Here is a 14,812-nt window from a genome sequence, read left to right on the forward strand (position 1 = left end):
AATTTGATCCGATAATCAGTATTTTAGAGTAAGATAAACCTTAATCCATGGATCAGAAAATAATCAACCTGTACGATTCGTACACCCACAGCCAGTTAAGCAGAAAAGAGTTCATGAAAAAGCTGGCCATTTTAACTGGAAGCACAGCTTTGGCCGCTAGTATCTTACCTCTGCTTGAAAATAACTATGCAAGCGCTGCTACATTTCATAGCGACGACATCAGCGTAGAAAATGTAACTTACGCGGGTGCCGATGGCGATGTGAAAGCAGTGCTGGCCAAGCCTAAAGGCAAAGAAAAGCTGGGCGCGGTAGTCGTAATCCATGAGAATAGGGGCTTGAATCCACATATTATAGAAGTAACCAAGCGCATGGCTGCCGAAGGCTTTCTGGCTTTGGGCGTAGATGCGCTTTCGCCTTTTGGAGGCACACCTGCAGATGAAGAGAAAGGCAGGGAACTGATTGGTAAACTTGATCCTGAAAAGAATTTGCAGAATTACCTAAAAGGACTGGAGTACCTAAGAAAACATAAAGATGGCAATGGCAAAACAGCTTGTGTAGGCTTTTGCTGGGGCGGAGGAATGGCCAATAAACTGGCCGTTAACGATCCGAAGCTACAGGCAGCGGTTGCCTACTATGGCGCACAGGCTAAGGCGGAAGATGTGCCTAAAATAAAGGCCAGCGTCATGTTGCATTATGGTGGGTTGGATGAAAGGATCAATGCAGGCATTCCGGCTTATGAAGAGGCGTTAAAAGCTAATCACATCGATTATAAGCTTTATATTTATGATGGCGTAAATCATGCCTTTAATAACGATACTTCGCCAACAAGATACAACGAGGCCGCGGCTAAATTAGCCTGGCAAAGAACGGTTGATTTGTTCAAGGCAAAAATTGGGTAAGCCATAGACTAAAGAGGCGGGTGTAGACACCCACCTTTAGCACTCGTCTAATGGTCGGTGTCCTCACCGACCATATATAAATTAACTTTTTTATAAAGAAACAGAAAAGGCCTCGAATCTTCGAAGCCTTTTTGTTATAGCAGTTAATGTTTAGTTATATACGAAAGTCCCCTTTTCACTGGTTAGGGTTACCTGTTTTTGCTCGCCTTTTTCTACGCGACCAATAATTTGCGCATCGATGTTAAAGCTTTTTGAAATGGCAATCAGGTCTTCGGCAATGGCAGCAGGCGCATAAATCTCCATGCGATGGCCCATGTTGAATACCTTATACATTTCTTTCCAGTCGGTGCCCGATTGTTCCTGGATCAATTTAAATAAAGGTGGCACTGGAAACAAGTTATCTTTGATTACGTGCACGTCGTTATTGATGAAATGCAATACCTTGGTTTGTGCACCACCGCTGCAATGTACCAAGCCGTGGATGTCTTTTCTATATTTATCTAACACCTTTTTAAGCACTGGTGCATAGGTACGGGTAGGAGAGAGTACCAATTTTCCTACTGTGATGCTGAGGTTTGCCGAAGCGTCTATTTCGATTGTATCAGTTAATTTTTTGCCACCAGAAAATACCAAATCCATTGGTACGGCAGGGTCAAAGCTTTCAGGGTAGCTGCTGGCTATTGATTTCTCGAAAACATCATGACGAGCAGAAGTCAATCCATTAGAGCCCATACCGCCGTTATATTCGCTTTCGTAGCTAGCCTGGCCATAAGAAGCCAAACCAATAATTACATCGCCAGCTTGAATGTTGTGGTTACTGATCACATCTTCGCGCTTTAAGCGGCAAGTCACCGTCGAATCAACAATAATTGTCCTTACCAAATCGCCTACATCGGCAGTTTCGCCACCAGTTGAGTAGATCGAAATGCCCAATTCGCGCAATTCGGCCAAAATTTCTTCTGTTCCGTTGATAATCGCTGCAATTACTTCGCCTGGAATGAGGTTTTTGTTGCGACCAATAGTTGAAGATAAAAGAATATTGTCAGTAGCGCCTACGCAGATCAAATCATCCAAATTCATGATGATTGCATCCTGTGCAATGCCTTTCCAAACAGAAATGTCGCCGGTTTCTTTCCAATAGGTATAAGCTAGGGAAGATTTGGTTCCCGCACCATCCGCATGCATGATATTGCAGTAGCTGTCGTCGTTTCCTAAAATATCTGGAATGATTTTACAGAAAGCCTGGGGGAAAATTCCTTTGTCGATATTTTTGATGGCATTGTGCACATCTTCTTTTGAGGCCGAAACGCCACGTTGGTTGTACCTATTGTCACTCATGTTGCTGCAAAGATAGGATTTTGAGGTGAGAGTCTAGTGAAGTTCAAAGTGGAAAGTGAAAAAGTTAAAAGTTGAAAGTGGAAGGTTGAAAGCTCAAAGTGGGGGGTGAAAGTTAAAGGTTGAAAGTTTAAAGTGGCAATCCAAGATTTTGTCATCCAGAACGCAGTGAAGGATCTACCTCGAGATCGATATCGCATCATGCCGGGCATGACGATGATGATATAAAAAAAGCGTCCCGATATTCGGGACGCTTTAACCTTAATGGAAGAAAATTCTATTTTAAAAAGAGTAATTCTCTGAATTTTGGCAATGGCCAAACGCTGTCGTCAACAATTTGCTCTAATTTGTCGGTATGGTAACGGATAGTGTCAAAGTAAACTTTAACTTTCTCGTCATAACCGATAGCCTTATCGCGTGTATCTTCGATAGTATTGGTTTTCTTACGCTCTTCTAGCATGGTATCAATACTGTTTTTAACAATGCCGATGTGCTCAGAAAGTTTGTTGATGATAGCCAATGGCGTAGCAATGGCTTCTTTGCTTAAGCCTAGCTCTTTTAGGCCTCTGGCATTTTCGATCAACGTATTTTGGTAAGCGATAGCTGCAGGCAAAATCTGGCTGTTGGTTACTTCGCCCATTACTCTGGCCTCGATTTGTAGTTTTTTGTAGAAGCTTTCTAGCAAAATCTCATGACGGGCATGCAATTCGCGTTTGCTGAAGATGTTGGTTTTTACGAATAAATCTGTTGATTTGTCGCTTACATAAGCATCTAAAGCTTTTGGTGTAGTTTTGATGTTTGACAATCCGCGTTTGGCAGCTTCATCAGCCCACTCTTGGCTATAGCCATTGCCTTCGAAACGGATATCTTTTGATTCTTTGATGTATCTTTTGATCACAGTTAACAAGGCAACGTCTTTTTTATCGCCTTTTTTGATTAATTTATCAACGTCGATCTTGAATTTGGTCAGCTGATCTGCAACGATTGCGTTCAGCACGGTCATTGGGGCAGAAGAGTTAGCCGATGAACCTACCGCTCTCAACTCGAACTTGTTGCCGGTGAAAGCAAAAGGAGAAGTACGGTTACGGTCTGTATTGTCTAAAGAGATTTGAGGAATTTTAGGAATGCCTAACCATAAGCCATTATCTTCTTTGGTTTTTTTGCTGATGCGCGAGTGCTCGATTTCTTCCAAAATCTCATCCAATTGTTGACCCAAGAAGATAGAAATGATTGCAGGTGGAGCTTCGTTTGCGCCTAAGCGGTGATCGTTGCTTACCGAAGTGATACTTGCTCTCAACAAATCTGCATGCTCATGAACAGCTTTAATGGTATTAACGAAGAAAGTCAAGAACATCAAATTGTTTTTAGGCGTTTTGCCCGGAGCCAATAGGTTTTTGCCGGTATCGGTAATGAGCGACCAGTTGTTGTGCTTGCCCGAACCATTGATGCCTGCATAAGGTTTTTCGTGCAATAACACTTTAAAGTTATGTCTAAGGGCAACTTTGTCCATCAAATCCATTAACAATTGGTTATGGTCGATAGCCAAGTTGATTTCTTCGTAGATAGGAGCACACTCAAATTGTGAAGGAGCCACCTCATTGTGACGGGTTTTAAGAGGGATACCTAATTTAAGGGCTTCGTTTTCGAAATCTACCATGTAAGCATAAACGCGCTCAGGAATAGAACCGAAATAGTGGTCTTCTAATTGTTGGCCTTTTGCAGACATGTGTCCGAATAAAGTACGGCCGGTTAACACTAGGTCTGGACGTGCATTGTAAAGTGCCAAGTCAACCAAGAAATATTCTTGCTCAATACCCAATGAGGCATTTACTTTGGTAATGCTTTTATCGAAATATTGGCAAACATCAACAGCTGCTTTATCCATAGCTGCCAATGCTTTTAACAACGGTGCCTTGTAATCTAAAGCCTCGCCAGTATAAGAAACGAATACGGTTGGAATACAAAGGGTTTTGCCTGCTTTGCTTTCCATAATGAATGCAGGAGAAGAAGGATCCCATGCGGTATAGCCACGTGCCTCGAAAGTATTGCGGATACCGCCGTTCGGGAAGCTTGAAGCATCTGGCTCTTGTTGTACCAAGGCGCTGCCTGCAAATTTCTCGATTGCACCATCGCTGCTTGGCTCAAAAAACGAATCATGTTTTTCGGCAGTTGAGCCTGTTAATGGCTGAAACCAGTGTGTATAGTGCGTAGCACCTTTGCCCATGGCCCAAGTTTTCATTGCCGACGCAATCTGGTTAGCATCTTCCTGGTTAATTAGTTCTCCCTGACCAATGGTTGCCATTAGTTTTTCGAAAACTTCTTTAGACAAGTAGTCCTTCATTTTTTTCTTGTCAAAAACATTTGAACCGAAAAATTCAGAAATTTTAGTAGAAGGGGCCTTAACTTCAGGCGAAACTCTGTTTTGCGCCTCTTTTAGAGCAATAGTTCTTAGACTTTTCATGGATTAGTTTAAAATTTTGTTCAAAAATATATTTTTTAATCTATTTTTTCAATGAATTTTAATTTTTGAATGTAAAAAAATGTTAATTTTTATAAAAATCTGATTTTTTTCTTCAAAATTTCTCAAAAATACTGGGATTTGATGTGGATAAGTATTTTCGAGAATTGGATAGACTTACGAAGTTTTGAAACTTTGAAGGTCTCGTCTACCCAACTTCACAAGCGCTAGGATAGGCTCAAAAAAAAATATTTTCAAAAGCTTTATGGAATTTAATATCAACTAACATCATAGTTAAAAAACCTAAAAGCTATGTTCAACAATTCATCAAATTTGTACGGAAGCGAGTGGCTCGCTCTCGTATTCAGCAACAGAAACAAAAATTACGGTGCTTATGCATTGAGGATGCAATCGTCGAGTATCTTGTTTAAGGCTTTCATGATTGTGGCACCTTTGTTTGCGCTATTATTTGTAGGACCTATGATTTATGCTAAAATGAGTAAGAAGGATCCAGTGATAGTGGAAAGAGAGGTTCCGGTAGCTCTGGCGGAAAAACCTATTCACGAAATGAAGAAAGAGGAGCCTAAAAAAGAAGAGCCAGCTAAAAGCGAACCGATCAAAGATCCGGCACCTGTTAAATCTGTTAAGCTAACCACTAACATTAGTCTTGTTGAAGAACCTATTGTAGAACCACCAACAACTGCGCAGGTGCAAGAGGCTGTAATCGCAAGTACTACGCAACAAGGAGAACCAGGAAAGGTAAATGCCGTTGAACCCAGCACCAATACTGGTGGAGGCGGTGGCACAGCAACAGAAGGGGCTGTTGATAATAGAGTACATGAAATTATTGATATACAGGAGTATCCTGAATTCCCTGGAGGGATGACTGCTTGGGCCAAATTCATTCAAAAAAATCTCAGGTATCCTTATATGGCACAAGAAGCCAATGTCCAAGGAAAAGTATATGTGAGTTTTGTGATAGAAACAGATGGTTCCATTAGCAATGTGAACTTGGTAAAAGGCATTGGTGGTGGTTGCGATGAAGAAGCGATGCGGGTGATTAAAAAATCTCCGAAATGGAAAGCTGGCAGACAAAATAACCAGGCGGTTAGGGTACGCTATAACATGCCGATCAATTATACTATCCAATAAATAAGGTACGCTCCCATACTCTCTAAAGGCGATGAAAGTTTCATCGCCTTTTTTTGGCTATTTTTTACCTGTAGCCGATGGTGTGTAGGAATGGCTTGTGAGACACAAGCCATGGGGTAGGACATATTAAATTCCCCTCTTTTAGAGGGGTGGTCGCAGACCAGGGTGTTGATTAGATGAATATTTATCCATTGCAGGTGTAACACTGGTTTATTGCAATGCTTTAAATGTATTTGTAGTGGTCCGTGAGACATGGTCCATGGAGGGGGCAATGTTTGGAATGGCTCGTGAGACACAAGCCATGGGTAGAAGGTGTTCAATTCCCCTCTTTTAGAGGGGTGGTCGCAGACCGGGGTGTTAAATTAGATGAATATTTTATCTGTAGCCTATTGCACATAGTACACTGATTTATCGCAATGCTTTAAATGTATTTGTAATGGTCCGTGAGACACGGTCCATGGAGGGGGCAATGTTTGGAATGGCTCGTGAGACACAAGCCGTGGGTGGGTGGTATTCAATTCCCCTCTTTTAGAGGGGTGGTCGCAGGCCGGGGTGTTAAATTATATAAATATTTATCCTTAGCATATGTCACTTAGAGCATAATTTATTGTAATGTTTGAAATGGCTTGTGAGACACAAGCCATGGAAGAAGGGGCGTTGATTAGGTCAATATTTTATGTATCCTATTGTACGTAGGGCACTACTATTTTAAGCCATCCATCTTTCATGCCACATCTGGAACTGCAAAAGCAACCAAACCTTTTGGGCATTATAGGCAGAGCTGTTGTTGTAGAAATTAGCTTTGATTTTCTGTACCTCCTTCAAATTGAACAAGCCATGGCTATTTAGCTTTTCGGCCGATAGGTAATTTTCTAGCAATGGCTTAAAAGTAGTCTTCAGCCAACCCGCCAAGGGGATGCCAAAGCCCTTTTGAGGCTTTTTCATATAGGTTGCCGGGATATGTTTATTGGTGATTTTTTTGAGCAGGTACTTTTGCTCCCCATCTTTAATGAACCATTTAGAATCAAGGGTAGAAAGGTATTCTACCAAATCTGTTTTGAGCAGGGCGTCGCGGTTGTCAATTCCGTAATGCGCAAAACACCTATCGCTTTTAAAAAGGATATTGTTGGGCAGGTAGTTGTGCAGATCGTAAATTAACAGGTCTTTGATGTTTTGCGCTTTTCTTTCTATGCCTTTGCTGGGCTCTTTTGTGGTGTTGAGCAACAGGTTGATCTGGTGATGGGTAAAGCAGGCGTTAATTTCGAGGTATTTGGCCAAGAGGTTTTCGGCTTCTATTACTTCTTTTAGTTGCGGACGTGTTTTTTTGAGCATCCCCAGTATGAAGCGTTTGGCCAGTTTTGGAACCCGTCTCTTTTGAAGTGCCTCAAATTGCAAGGCCCTCGAATAGGTTCTATACCCTCCAAAAAGCTCATCGCCACCCTCAGCACTCAGCAAAACCCTGTATTCCTTATTGATTTGTGAGGCAATGAAGATCAAGGGAATGGCTCCGCTATCGCCGATGGGTTCGTCAAAAACTTCGGGCAGCTGTTTTACAATTTCGCCTGCCTGGATTTTATCAAGGTATAATTCATGGTGATTGGTTTTCAGGTGCTCGGCAATTTTTCGGGCTTGGGGCACCTCGTCCAGTTTTTCGTCTTTAAAGCCAAGTGTATAGGTTTTTATCCTCTTGGTTTGGTTTTTCTGCAAAATAGCTGCGGTAGTCGCACTATCGTAGCCACCGCTGAGCAATATCCCTATAGGTACATCGGCGACATTTCTTTTCAGGATCGATTCGGTGAGCAATTCTTCAATCTTTGCCAGGATTTCTTCTTCGTTTTGCTCTTCGTTTGTTGCCTGAGGCGCTTTACGCATGGTTAAAGGACTATCGTAACTATTTCCACTATGAAGGTCAATTGTAGTGAGGATGCCTTTTTTAAATTTATAGATATTTTGGTAAATCGTTTCTTCGCCAATAAAATAGCCATACCTAAAATACGTGGCCACTGCGTGAGGGTTAATGGCTTTTTCAATTAAGGGATAATGAAGCAATGCCCTTATTTCAGAGGCAAAAGCATAACAGCCTTTCTGCTTAAAATAATACAGCGGTTTGGCGCCTATCTCGTCTTTGGCCAGCAACAATTGGTTTTGTTTCCTGTCGAGCAGGGCAAAGGCAAAGGAGCCATCCAGTTTTTCGAAGGCCTTGTAGCCCCATCGTTTATAGCTTTCTAGGATAACTTCGGTATCGGTGAGGGTAGAAAAAGCAATGCCATATTTGATCAAGGCTTCTCTCAGTTCCAGGTAGTTGTAAATGGTACCGTTAAAAGTAATGCTGTAATTGCCACAGGTAGAGGTCAGTGGCTGTTGGCTCCTCGGACTCAGGTCTATGGTCGCTAAACGCTCGTTGGCAATGGCCAAGGTATAATGCGCCTTCGAATCAATTATAAAGCCGCTGCCGTTTCCTCCGCGATGCGAGATGGAAGCAGATGCCTTTTTTAAATGATCCTCGGTTAAGGTTCCGGTATGATCGATAAATCCTGTTATCCCGCACATACTTGTTCTATATACAATTGGCGCAAAAAAAATGCTAAAATTTATATCTGATTAGTGCCGGCAGCCTGGCAGGGCTTGGCGTTGTTTGGTTCAAGGCTACTTGTCATTTACTGATGTTGAACCTACTCAAACATACAAATATTTGCTAAAATAATATCGTTTTTTGAGGTAATATCGCAATTTTTGATATTCCAGGTGGGAATGTGAGCTGTATGATTTTATAGGCCAATAAAAAAGCTACCTCTTTTGGAGATAATTTTGAGGAGCTGTTTAAAAATGAGGAAATGGTTTTATCGAGATTTTATTTGACGGAAATTTAAACATTTTATGGATGCTTTTTGATAATATTGGTCATCGAATCGTAAATCGAATTTTGTCAATAGATAATGCTGTCTATAATTATACCAGGTTTGCTTGCCGCTTTGCCGATTGGTGCTTTTCTTGCACTTTTCGTAACGGGCATATGGAAACGGTTTAAGCCAAATGTGAAATATAAGCCCGTAGCCACGATTTGTATTGTGCTTGTTTTTATACTGTCTTTTATGAGCATGGAGGTGGTGGGTGTAATTGGAGCAATATTGTTTATCGGCATTTTTGTGGTGGCCATAGCGCTGATGGTAAAAACGAAGGCCGATAATTTAAAAGAACACGCAGAGAATGTAATGACAACTAGTGATAGTCCAGACAGGCCAGTTGCGATCGTAAACTATTTTCCGGTAATCTATTACCTGTCGCTTATCATTTTGATTATATTTTCTACTTTTACCTTTTCTAAAAATAATATGCTAACCGAAGAACGCTTGGGTATTTTGATAGCCGATGTGTTTTTTCAGTTTACCAGTTCGATATTGCTGATCATCATCAGTGTTCTTAATCCTTTTTTGCCGATTTCTGAAAAACTGCTTGGCCTGGCAACTCGAATAGATGGTCAAAAAAAACCGTTATTAAAGAAGTGCCTGTCTACGCCAATATTTTGGAAGACTGTAAAATGTTTCCTCTGTATTGGGGTTATTGCCTATTTTATTTTAAAGAAGTACATCTATATCCCAAACTTTAATAAGAGTGATATTTTTATGAACGGTGCTTTCTTTCTGATTGGCGTATTTATTATGGTCAACATCTATCAATTGATCAAAGATCCAGAAATGTTGCGCAAGCAAAATTTGTTGCGGGTATCTAAAATATTCAACTCTGGCTTTGCAGGTCTTTTTGTTGCTGCGCTACTGGTTATTATTACTTTGTTTGGATCGGCCGTTATGGGAATTGACGTCGAAAAACTAAATATAAGCTCCGAAGCCCTATTGTTCTTGGGCTTTAATATTGTAATGGCATACAATGAGTACAACATCGTAAAAAAATCCTCCTAACAAAACAAGCTAAGTTTTTATAACCTAAAAAGTCTGTAAGAAAAGAGTAAGCCATTTAAATGGCTTACTTACCTTGTTGTTCAATCCATGTTCTGGCATTCACAAAAGCTTCCATCCATGGCGATACTTCATCGTTGCGTCCTTTTGGATAGTTTGCCCAGTGCCATTGGAACAATGAGCGCTCAATGTGAGGCATCATTACCAAATGGCGGCCAGTTTCGTCGCAAAGCATAGCGGTATTGTAATCGGAGCCGTTCGGACTTGCCGGATAGCTTTCGTAGCCATATTTAGAAACAATACGGTATTTAGATTCTTCGTAAGGCAATTGGAAACGGCCTTCGCCATGCGATACCCATACACCCAAAGTAGTGCCAGCCAGTGAAGAAAGCATCACCGAGTTGTTTTCTTGTACGGTTAAAGAGGTGAAAACACTTTCGTGCTTATGGCTTTCGTTGTGCAGCATTTTTGGCTTTTCGCTGTGGTTGCTGTTAATCAGGCCCAGTTCGATGAAAAGCTGGCAACCATTGCACACACCCACCGAAAGCGTATCTTCTCTATTAAAGAAATTGGTTAAGGCTACCCTTGCTTTTTCGTTGTACATGAAAGCGCCGGCCCATCCTTTTGCCGAACCCAGCACATCTGAATTGGAGAAGCCTCCAACTGCACCAATAAATTGGATGTCTTCTAAAGTTTCCCTTCCAGAAATCAGATCGGTCATGTGCACATCTTTCACGTCAAAACCCGCCAAATACATCGCATTGGCCAGTTCGCGTTCAGAATTACTTCCTTTCTCACGAATAATGGCTGCTTTAGGGCGTGGCTTGCTCGCATCAATTACAGGTTTTTTGCCTGTGAACTGTGTAGGGAAGGTGTATTTTAAAGGCTGGTTTTTATAATTGTCAAAACGCTCTTTTGCTTTTTTCGAACCGCTTTGTTTTTGGTCTAAAAGATAAGAGGTTTTGAACCAAACATCGCGCAGATGATCAATATCGAAGCTGAAGTTGGCACCATGATTCACGAGATTCAATTTAGCCTCGTTGCTTACTTCGCCAATTTTATGGTAAGTAACGCCATTGGCATTTAACACTGCTTCTGCATCTGCCGTTGCCTGAAATACCAAGCCGATATTTTCTGCAAAAAGTACTTTGGCGCTGTTTTGCTCGCCCAGGGCTGTCAAATCAATGGTTGCACCCAAGTCTCTATCAGCAAAACAAAGTTCTAGCAAGGTAGTAATTAAACCGCCACTGCCAATATCGTGTCCAGCTTGGATTTTGTTTTCCTTGATTAATTGCTGGATGGTATTAAATGCGTTTGTAAATTGTGCCGCATCCTTAACATCTGGTGTCGAGGTGCCGATTTTATTCAAAATCTGTGCAAAAGACGAGCCTCCCAAATGATAAGTATCGTTAGAAAGGTTGATGTAATAAATCGAACCGCCATCTTTTTGCAATACAGGCTCAACAACTTTGGTGATGTCGTTACAATTGCCCGCTGCCGAAATAATTACGGTTCCAGGTGCAATAACATCGCCATCTTTGTATTTCTGTTTCATCGAAAGCGAATCTTTTCCTGTTGGGATATTGATCTGCAATTCGATGGCAAAGTCTGAACAGGCTTTTACGGCTTCGTATAAACGGGCATCTTCGCCTTCGTTTTTGCAAGCCCACATCCAGTTAGCCGAAAGCGAAACGCTTTTTAAGCCATCTTTAAGTGGCGCCCAAACGATATTCGAAAGCGATTCGCCGATGGCATTCCTGCTTCCTGCTCCCGCATTGATCAAGGCCGAAAGTGGTGCATGACCTACAGAAGTGGCAATGCCTTCCTTGCCTTGAAAATCGAGTGCCATTACGCCACAGTTGTTCAAAGGCAATTGCAAGGGGCCTGCGCATTGTTGTTTGGCTACACGACCACCCACACACCTGTCTACTTTATTGGTAAGCCAATCTTTTGAGGCTACCGCTTCTAATTGTAATACCTGTTCTAAATAAGTGGTGATTTGTGAATCCTCATAAGCAACAGCGCTATATTTTCTGTCTACTTTCTGATCGTCCATGATCATTTTTGGCGAGCTGCCGAACATGTCTGCCAATTCCAAGTCCATTGGTTTGATGCCAGTACTGACCGATTGGAAAGTGAAACGATGATCGCCGGTTACTTTCCCTACGGTGTACATAGGCGAACGTTCGCGATCTGCAATTTTTTGTAAAGTTTCGGTATGTTCTTCGCTGATCACCAAACCCATTCTTTCCTGAGATTCGTTGCCGATGATCTCTTTGGCCGATAGGGTAGGATCGCCAACAGGCAATTTATCCAGGTCTATTTTTCCGCCGGTTTCTTCTACCAGTTCCGATAAGCAGTTCAAGTGTCCGCCTGCGCCATGGTCATGGATAGAAATGATCAGGTTGTCATCGCTTTCTACCATTGCACGAACGGCATTGGCCGCTCTTTTTTGCATTTCCGGATTAGAACGTTGGATGGCATTCAATTCGATGCCGCTTCCATGTGCGCCTGTATCAGCCGAAGATACGGCTGCACCTCCCATTCCAATTCTATAATTCTCGCCGCCTAAAATAACGATGTTATCGCCAGTAGATGGTTTTTGTTTTTGTGCCTGACTGGCCTTGCCATAGCCAATACCACCAGCCAGCATAATTACTTTGTCGAAACCTAACTTGCGGGCATCTTCTTCATGCTCGAAAGTAAGTACAGAACCAGTGATTAGGGGTTGGCCAAATTTGTTTCCAAAATCGCTGGCTCCGTTAGAAGCTTTGATCAGGATGTCCATTGGAGTTTGGTAAAGCCATTGTCTTTCTTCAACCGCTTTTTCCCATGGGCGATTTTCTTCCAATCGAGAAAGGGCAGTCATGTAAACCGCGGTTCCTGCCAAAGGCAATGAACCTTGTCCGCCAGCCAGCCTGTCCCTGATTTCACCTCCAGAACCTGTCGCCGCGCCATTAAATGGTTCAACGGTAGTAGGGAAGTTGTGGGTTTCGGCTTTTAGGGATATAACAGATTCGAAATCGCTGGTGGCGTAGTAATCAGGCTCGTCGGCACGTTTAGGTGCAAACTGCTGTACCACCGGACCTTTGATAAAAGCAACGTTGTCTTTATAGGCCGAAACGATGTCGTTTGGATTTTCTTCAGAAGTTTTACGGATCAGTTTAAATAATGAAGTGGGTTGTTCAACACCATCAATAACAAACTTTCCGTTAAATATTTTATGGCGGCAATGCTCCGAGTTGACCTGCGAGAAACCGAATACTTCAGAATCGGTTAGGGCCCTGCCCAATTTTTGCGAAAGAGAATTTAAATAGTCAACTTCCTCATCGCTTAAAGAAAGTCCTTCTTGCTTGTTGTAGGCGGCAATATCGGTAATTTCTAAGATGGGTTCAGGCTGGATGTTAATGGTGTAGATCTCCTGGCCCAGTTGATCGTATTTTTGGGAAAGCATGGGATCGTAATCGCTAAAATCAGCCACTACCTTTTTAAATTCTTCAATCCTGATGATGCCCTCTATGCCCATGTTCTGGGTAATCTCAACTGCGTTGGTGCTCCAAGGCGTAATCATGGCTGCGCGTGGACCAACAAAAGTGCCGTTAAGTACGGTGTCTTGCTGTAATTTGGCGTCGCCAAAGAGCCATTCTAATTTCGGAACATCAGTTGAGGGGAGCGATTGTGCTGTTTGTAAAACAAAAATCGTGTCGGATTGACTTAAAAAGAAATGAATCATGCTTTGTTGTTGATGCCGCAAATTTAGGTCTTTTTATACGAAAAAAGTAATGGTATTTAGTTTAATTTGTGCCTAAACTAATATCTGCCCTCATAGGTATCGTAGTCTTTTTGCCTGCCTTGTTCTTTATATAGATTCAATAGTTTATGATAGGAATTGATTGCGCCTGATTTATGGTCATCTACGGCTGATTTCCAACACTTTTCAGCATTTGCATAGTCTTTCTTTTCGTAGTAAGCCTGACCTAGCGGATCTTTAATGTAGACGCTTTCGGCATCCATGCCTAGGTATTTTATGGCATTATCGTATTGCTTTAACTTAAGGTAGGCAGACCCCAAGGCATAAGCCATTTCTTTGCTTCCTTTGTCTGCTAAAGGTTTAGCGTATTTTATCACGTCATCGTATTTCTCGTCTTTTAAACTCATGTTAGAAAGATATTGGGCGGCGAGTGAGTTGCCATTATTGAATGACTTGATGTAATAAACTTTAGCTTTTTCGGGCTGATGCTCGTTAGCGTACAGTAGCGCCAGCTTATTAATCGCCGTGGTATCTCCCTCGGCAATAGCCAGCTCGTAATGTTTGATGGCCTCTGGTACATTGTCATCTTTGTAAAATGCATCGGCTTTGTCTGCATTTGTCTTGCAGCTTTGCAACGCAAAAATTAAAATTGCTGCGGCCACTAGTATTGTTTGTTTGGCTGTATTCATAGCAGGCATGTTTTTAGGTATCATAAAAATAAAACTAAATACGCTAATAAATAACAAGGTGGTTTATATTTATTTCAATCTTTGTGGCATTGCAAAAGATATTCAAAATTTAATAGTTGCTTTTATGTTTAATCGAATCCATCATATCGCCATCATTAGTACGGCTTACGAACGCTCAAAGGATTTTTATGTCAATAAGTTGGGCTTTGAAGTATTGGCCGAAGTTTATCGCGAAGAAAGAAAATCGTATAAGCTGGATTTGGCCGTGAACGGACTTTACCAGATCGAATTGTTTTCGTTTGAAAATCCCCCAGCTCGACCTTCGAGGCCAGAAGCTGCAGGTTTGAGGCATTTGGCTTTTGAAGTAGATGATGTGCAAAAAGCAGCAGATATTTTGAATGCCAAAGGCGTGGTGACCGAAGCGATTAGAATAGATGAATTTACAGGCAAGAAGTTTACTTTTTTTACTGATCCTGATGGTTTGCCTTTGGAGATTTATGAGCGATGATTTTCTCCAATGTATTGTCATTCTGAGCATAGCGAAGAATCTGTCTTGCACAGATTTACTTTTAATAGATTCCTCCTGTCGTCGGAATGACAAATAAAACGAACTT

The 14,812-nt window shown here is 41.8% G+C and carries 9 protein-coding genes; 4 read left to right on the plus strand and 5 right to left on the minus strand.

Annotated features, from left to right (window positions below; all coding sequences use genetic code 11):
- Nucleotides 1-47: 47 nt before the first annotated feature.
- Nucleotides 48-899 carry a dienelactone hydrolase family protein gene (locus AC570H_RS03885; protein ID WP_497351901.1) on the plus strand — a complete coding sequence of 284 codons (852 nt, stop codon included), beginning with the start codon at nt 48-50 and terminating at the stop codon, nt 897-899.
- Between the two features lie 150 nt (nt 900-1,049).
- On the opposite strand, the gene AC570H_RS03890 is transcribed toward AC570H_RS03885, so the two are convergent.
- Together AC570H_RS03890 and AC570H_RS03895 are read right to left on the minus strand one after the other, a co-directional pair.
- Nucleotides 1,050-2,237 (minus strand): AIR synthase related protein, encoded by a 1,188-nt coding sequence (locus tag AC570H_RS03890; RefSeq protein WP_497351903.1) that lies wholly within the window; start codon nt 2,235-2,237, stop codon nt 1,050-1,052.
- A 274-nt stretch (nt 2,238-2,511) separates the two neighbouring features.
- Nucleotides 2,512-4,695: a glutamine synthetase III family protein gene (locus AC570H_RS03895; protein ID WP_497351905.1), complete on the minus strand. Its 2,184-nt coding sequence runs from the start codon at nt 4,693-4,695 to the stop codon at nt 2,512-2,514.
- A gap of 309 nt (nt 4,696-5,004) precedes the next feature.
- Here AC570H_RS03895 and AC570H_RS03900 point away from each other — a divergent pair, with 309 nt between their 5' ends.
- Nucleotides 5,005-5,844: an energy transducer TonB gene (locus AC570H_RS03900; protein ID WP_497351907.1), complete on the plus strand. Its 840-nt coding sequence runs from the start codon at nt 5,005-5,007 to the stop codon at nt 5,842-5,844.
- A gap of 708 nt (nt 5,845-6,552) precedes the next feature.
- Here the strand turns inward: AC570H_RS03900 and asnB are convergent.
- Nucleotides 6,553-8,394: an asparagine synthase (glutamine-hydrolyzing) gene (gene asnB, locus AC570H_RS03905; protein ID WP_497351909.1), complete on the minus strand. Its 1,842-nt coding sequence runs from the start codon at nt 8,392-8,394 to the stop codon at nt 6,553-6,555.
- A 386-nt stretch (nt 8,395-8,780) separates the two neighbouring features.
- Between asnB and AC570H_RS03910 the strand changes: the two genes are divergently transcribed.
- Nucleotides 8,781-9,761, plus strand: coding sequence for a hypothetical protein (locus AC570H_RS03910; RefSeq protein WP_497351911.1), 981 nt, complete (start codon nt 8,781-8,783; stop codon nt 9,759-9,761).
- Nucleotides 9,762-9,825: 64 nt separating this feature from the next.
- Here AC570H_RS03910 and purL read toward each other — a convergent pair whose 3' ends face one another.
- Complete coding sequence (gene purL, locus AC570H_RS03915; RefSeq protein WP_497351913.1) at nt 9,826-13,491, minus strand: phosphoribosylformylglycinamidine synthase; 3,666 nt, start codon at nt 13,489-13,491, stop codon at nt 9,826-9,828.
- Nucleotides 13,492-13,568: 77 nt separating this feature from the next.
- Entirely contained in the window at nt 13,569-14,198 is a 630-nt protein-coding gene (locus tag AC570H_RS03920; RefSeq protein ID WP_497351915.1) for a tetratricopeptide repeat protein, read from the minus strand.
- Nucleotides 14,199-14,322: 124 nt separating this feature from the next.
- Between AC570H_RS03920 and gloA2 the strand changes: the two genes are divergently transcribed.
- A complete protein-coding gene (gloA2, locus tag AC570H_RS03925) occupies nt 14,323-14,706 on the plus strand; it encodes an SMU1112c/YaeR family gloxylase I-like metalloprotein (protein WP_497351917.1) in 384 nt (127 codons plus the stop codon).
- Nucleotides 14,707-14,812 lie beyond the last annotated feature (106 nt).

The sequence above is a fragment of the Pedobacter sp. B4419 genome (assembly GCF_059693725.1).

Coding starts and splice junctions, on each gene's coding strand:
- AC570H_RS03885 (WP_497351901.1), top strand. CDS start 48: ATGGATCAGAAAATAATCAACCTGTACGATTCGTACACCCACAGCCAG.
- AC570H_RS03890 (WP_497351903.1), bottom strand. CDS start 2,237: ATGAGTGACAATAGGTACAACCAACGTGGCGTTTCGGCCTCAAAAGAA.
- AC570H_RS03895 (WP_497351905.1), bottom strand. CDS start 4,695: ATGAAAAGTCTAAGAACTATTGCTCTAAAAGAGGCGCAAAACAGAGTT.
- AC570H_RS03900 (WP_497351907.1), top strand. CDS start 5,005: ATGTTCAACAATTCATCAAATTTGTACGGAAGCGAGTGGCTCGCTCTC.
- asnB (WP_497351909.1), bottom strand. CDS start 8,394: ATGTGCGGGATAACAGGATTTATCGATCATACCGGAACCTTAACCGAG.
- AC570H_RS03910 (WP_497351911.1), top strand. CDS start 8,781: ATGCTGTCTATAATTATACCAGGTTTGCTTGCCGCTTTGCCGATTGGT.
- purL (WP_497351913.1), bottom strand. CDS start 13,491: ATGATTCATTTCTTTTTAAGTCAATCCGACACGATTTTTGTTTTACAA.
- AC570H_RS03920 (WP_497351915.1), bottom strand. CDS start 14,198: ATGAATACAGCCAAACAAACAATACTAGTGGCCGCAGCAATTTTAATT.
- gloA2 (WP_497351917.1), top strand. CDS start 14,323: ATGTTTAATCGAATCCATCATATCGCCATCATTAGTACGGCTTACGAA.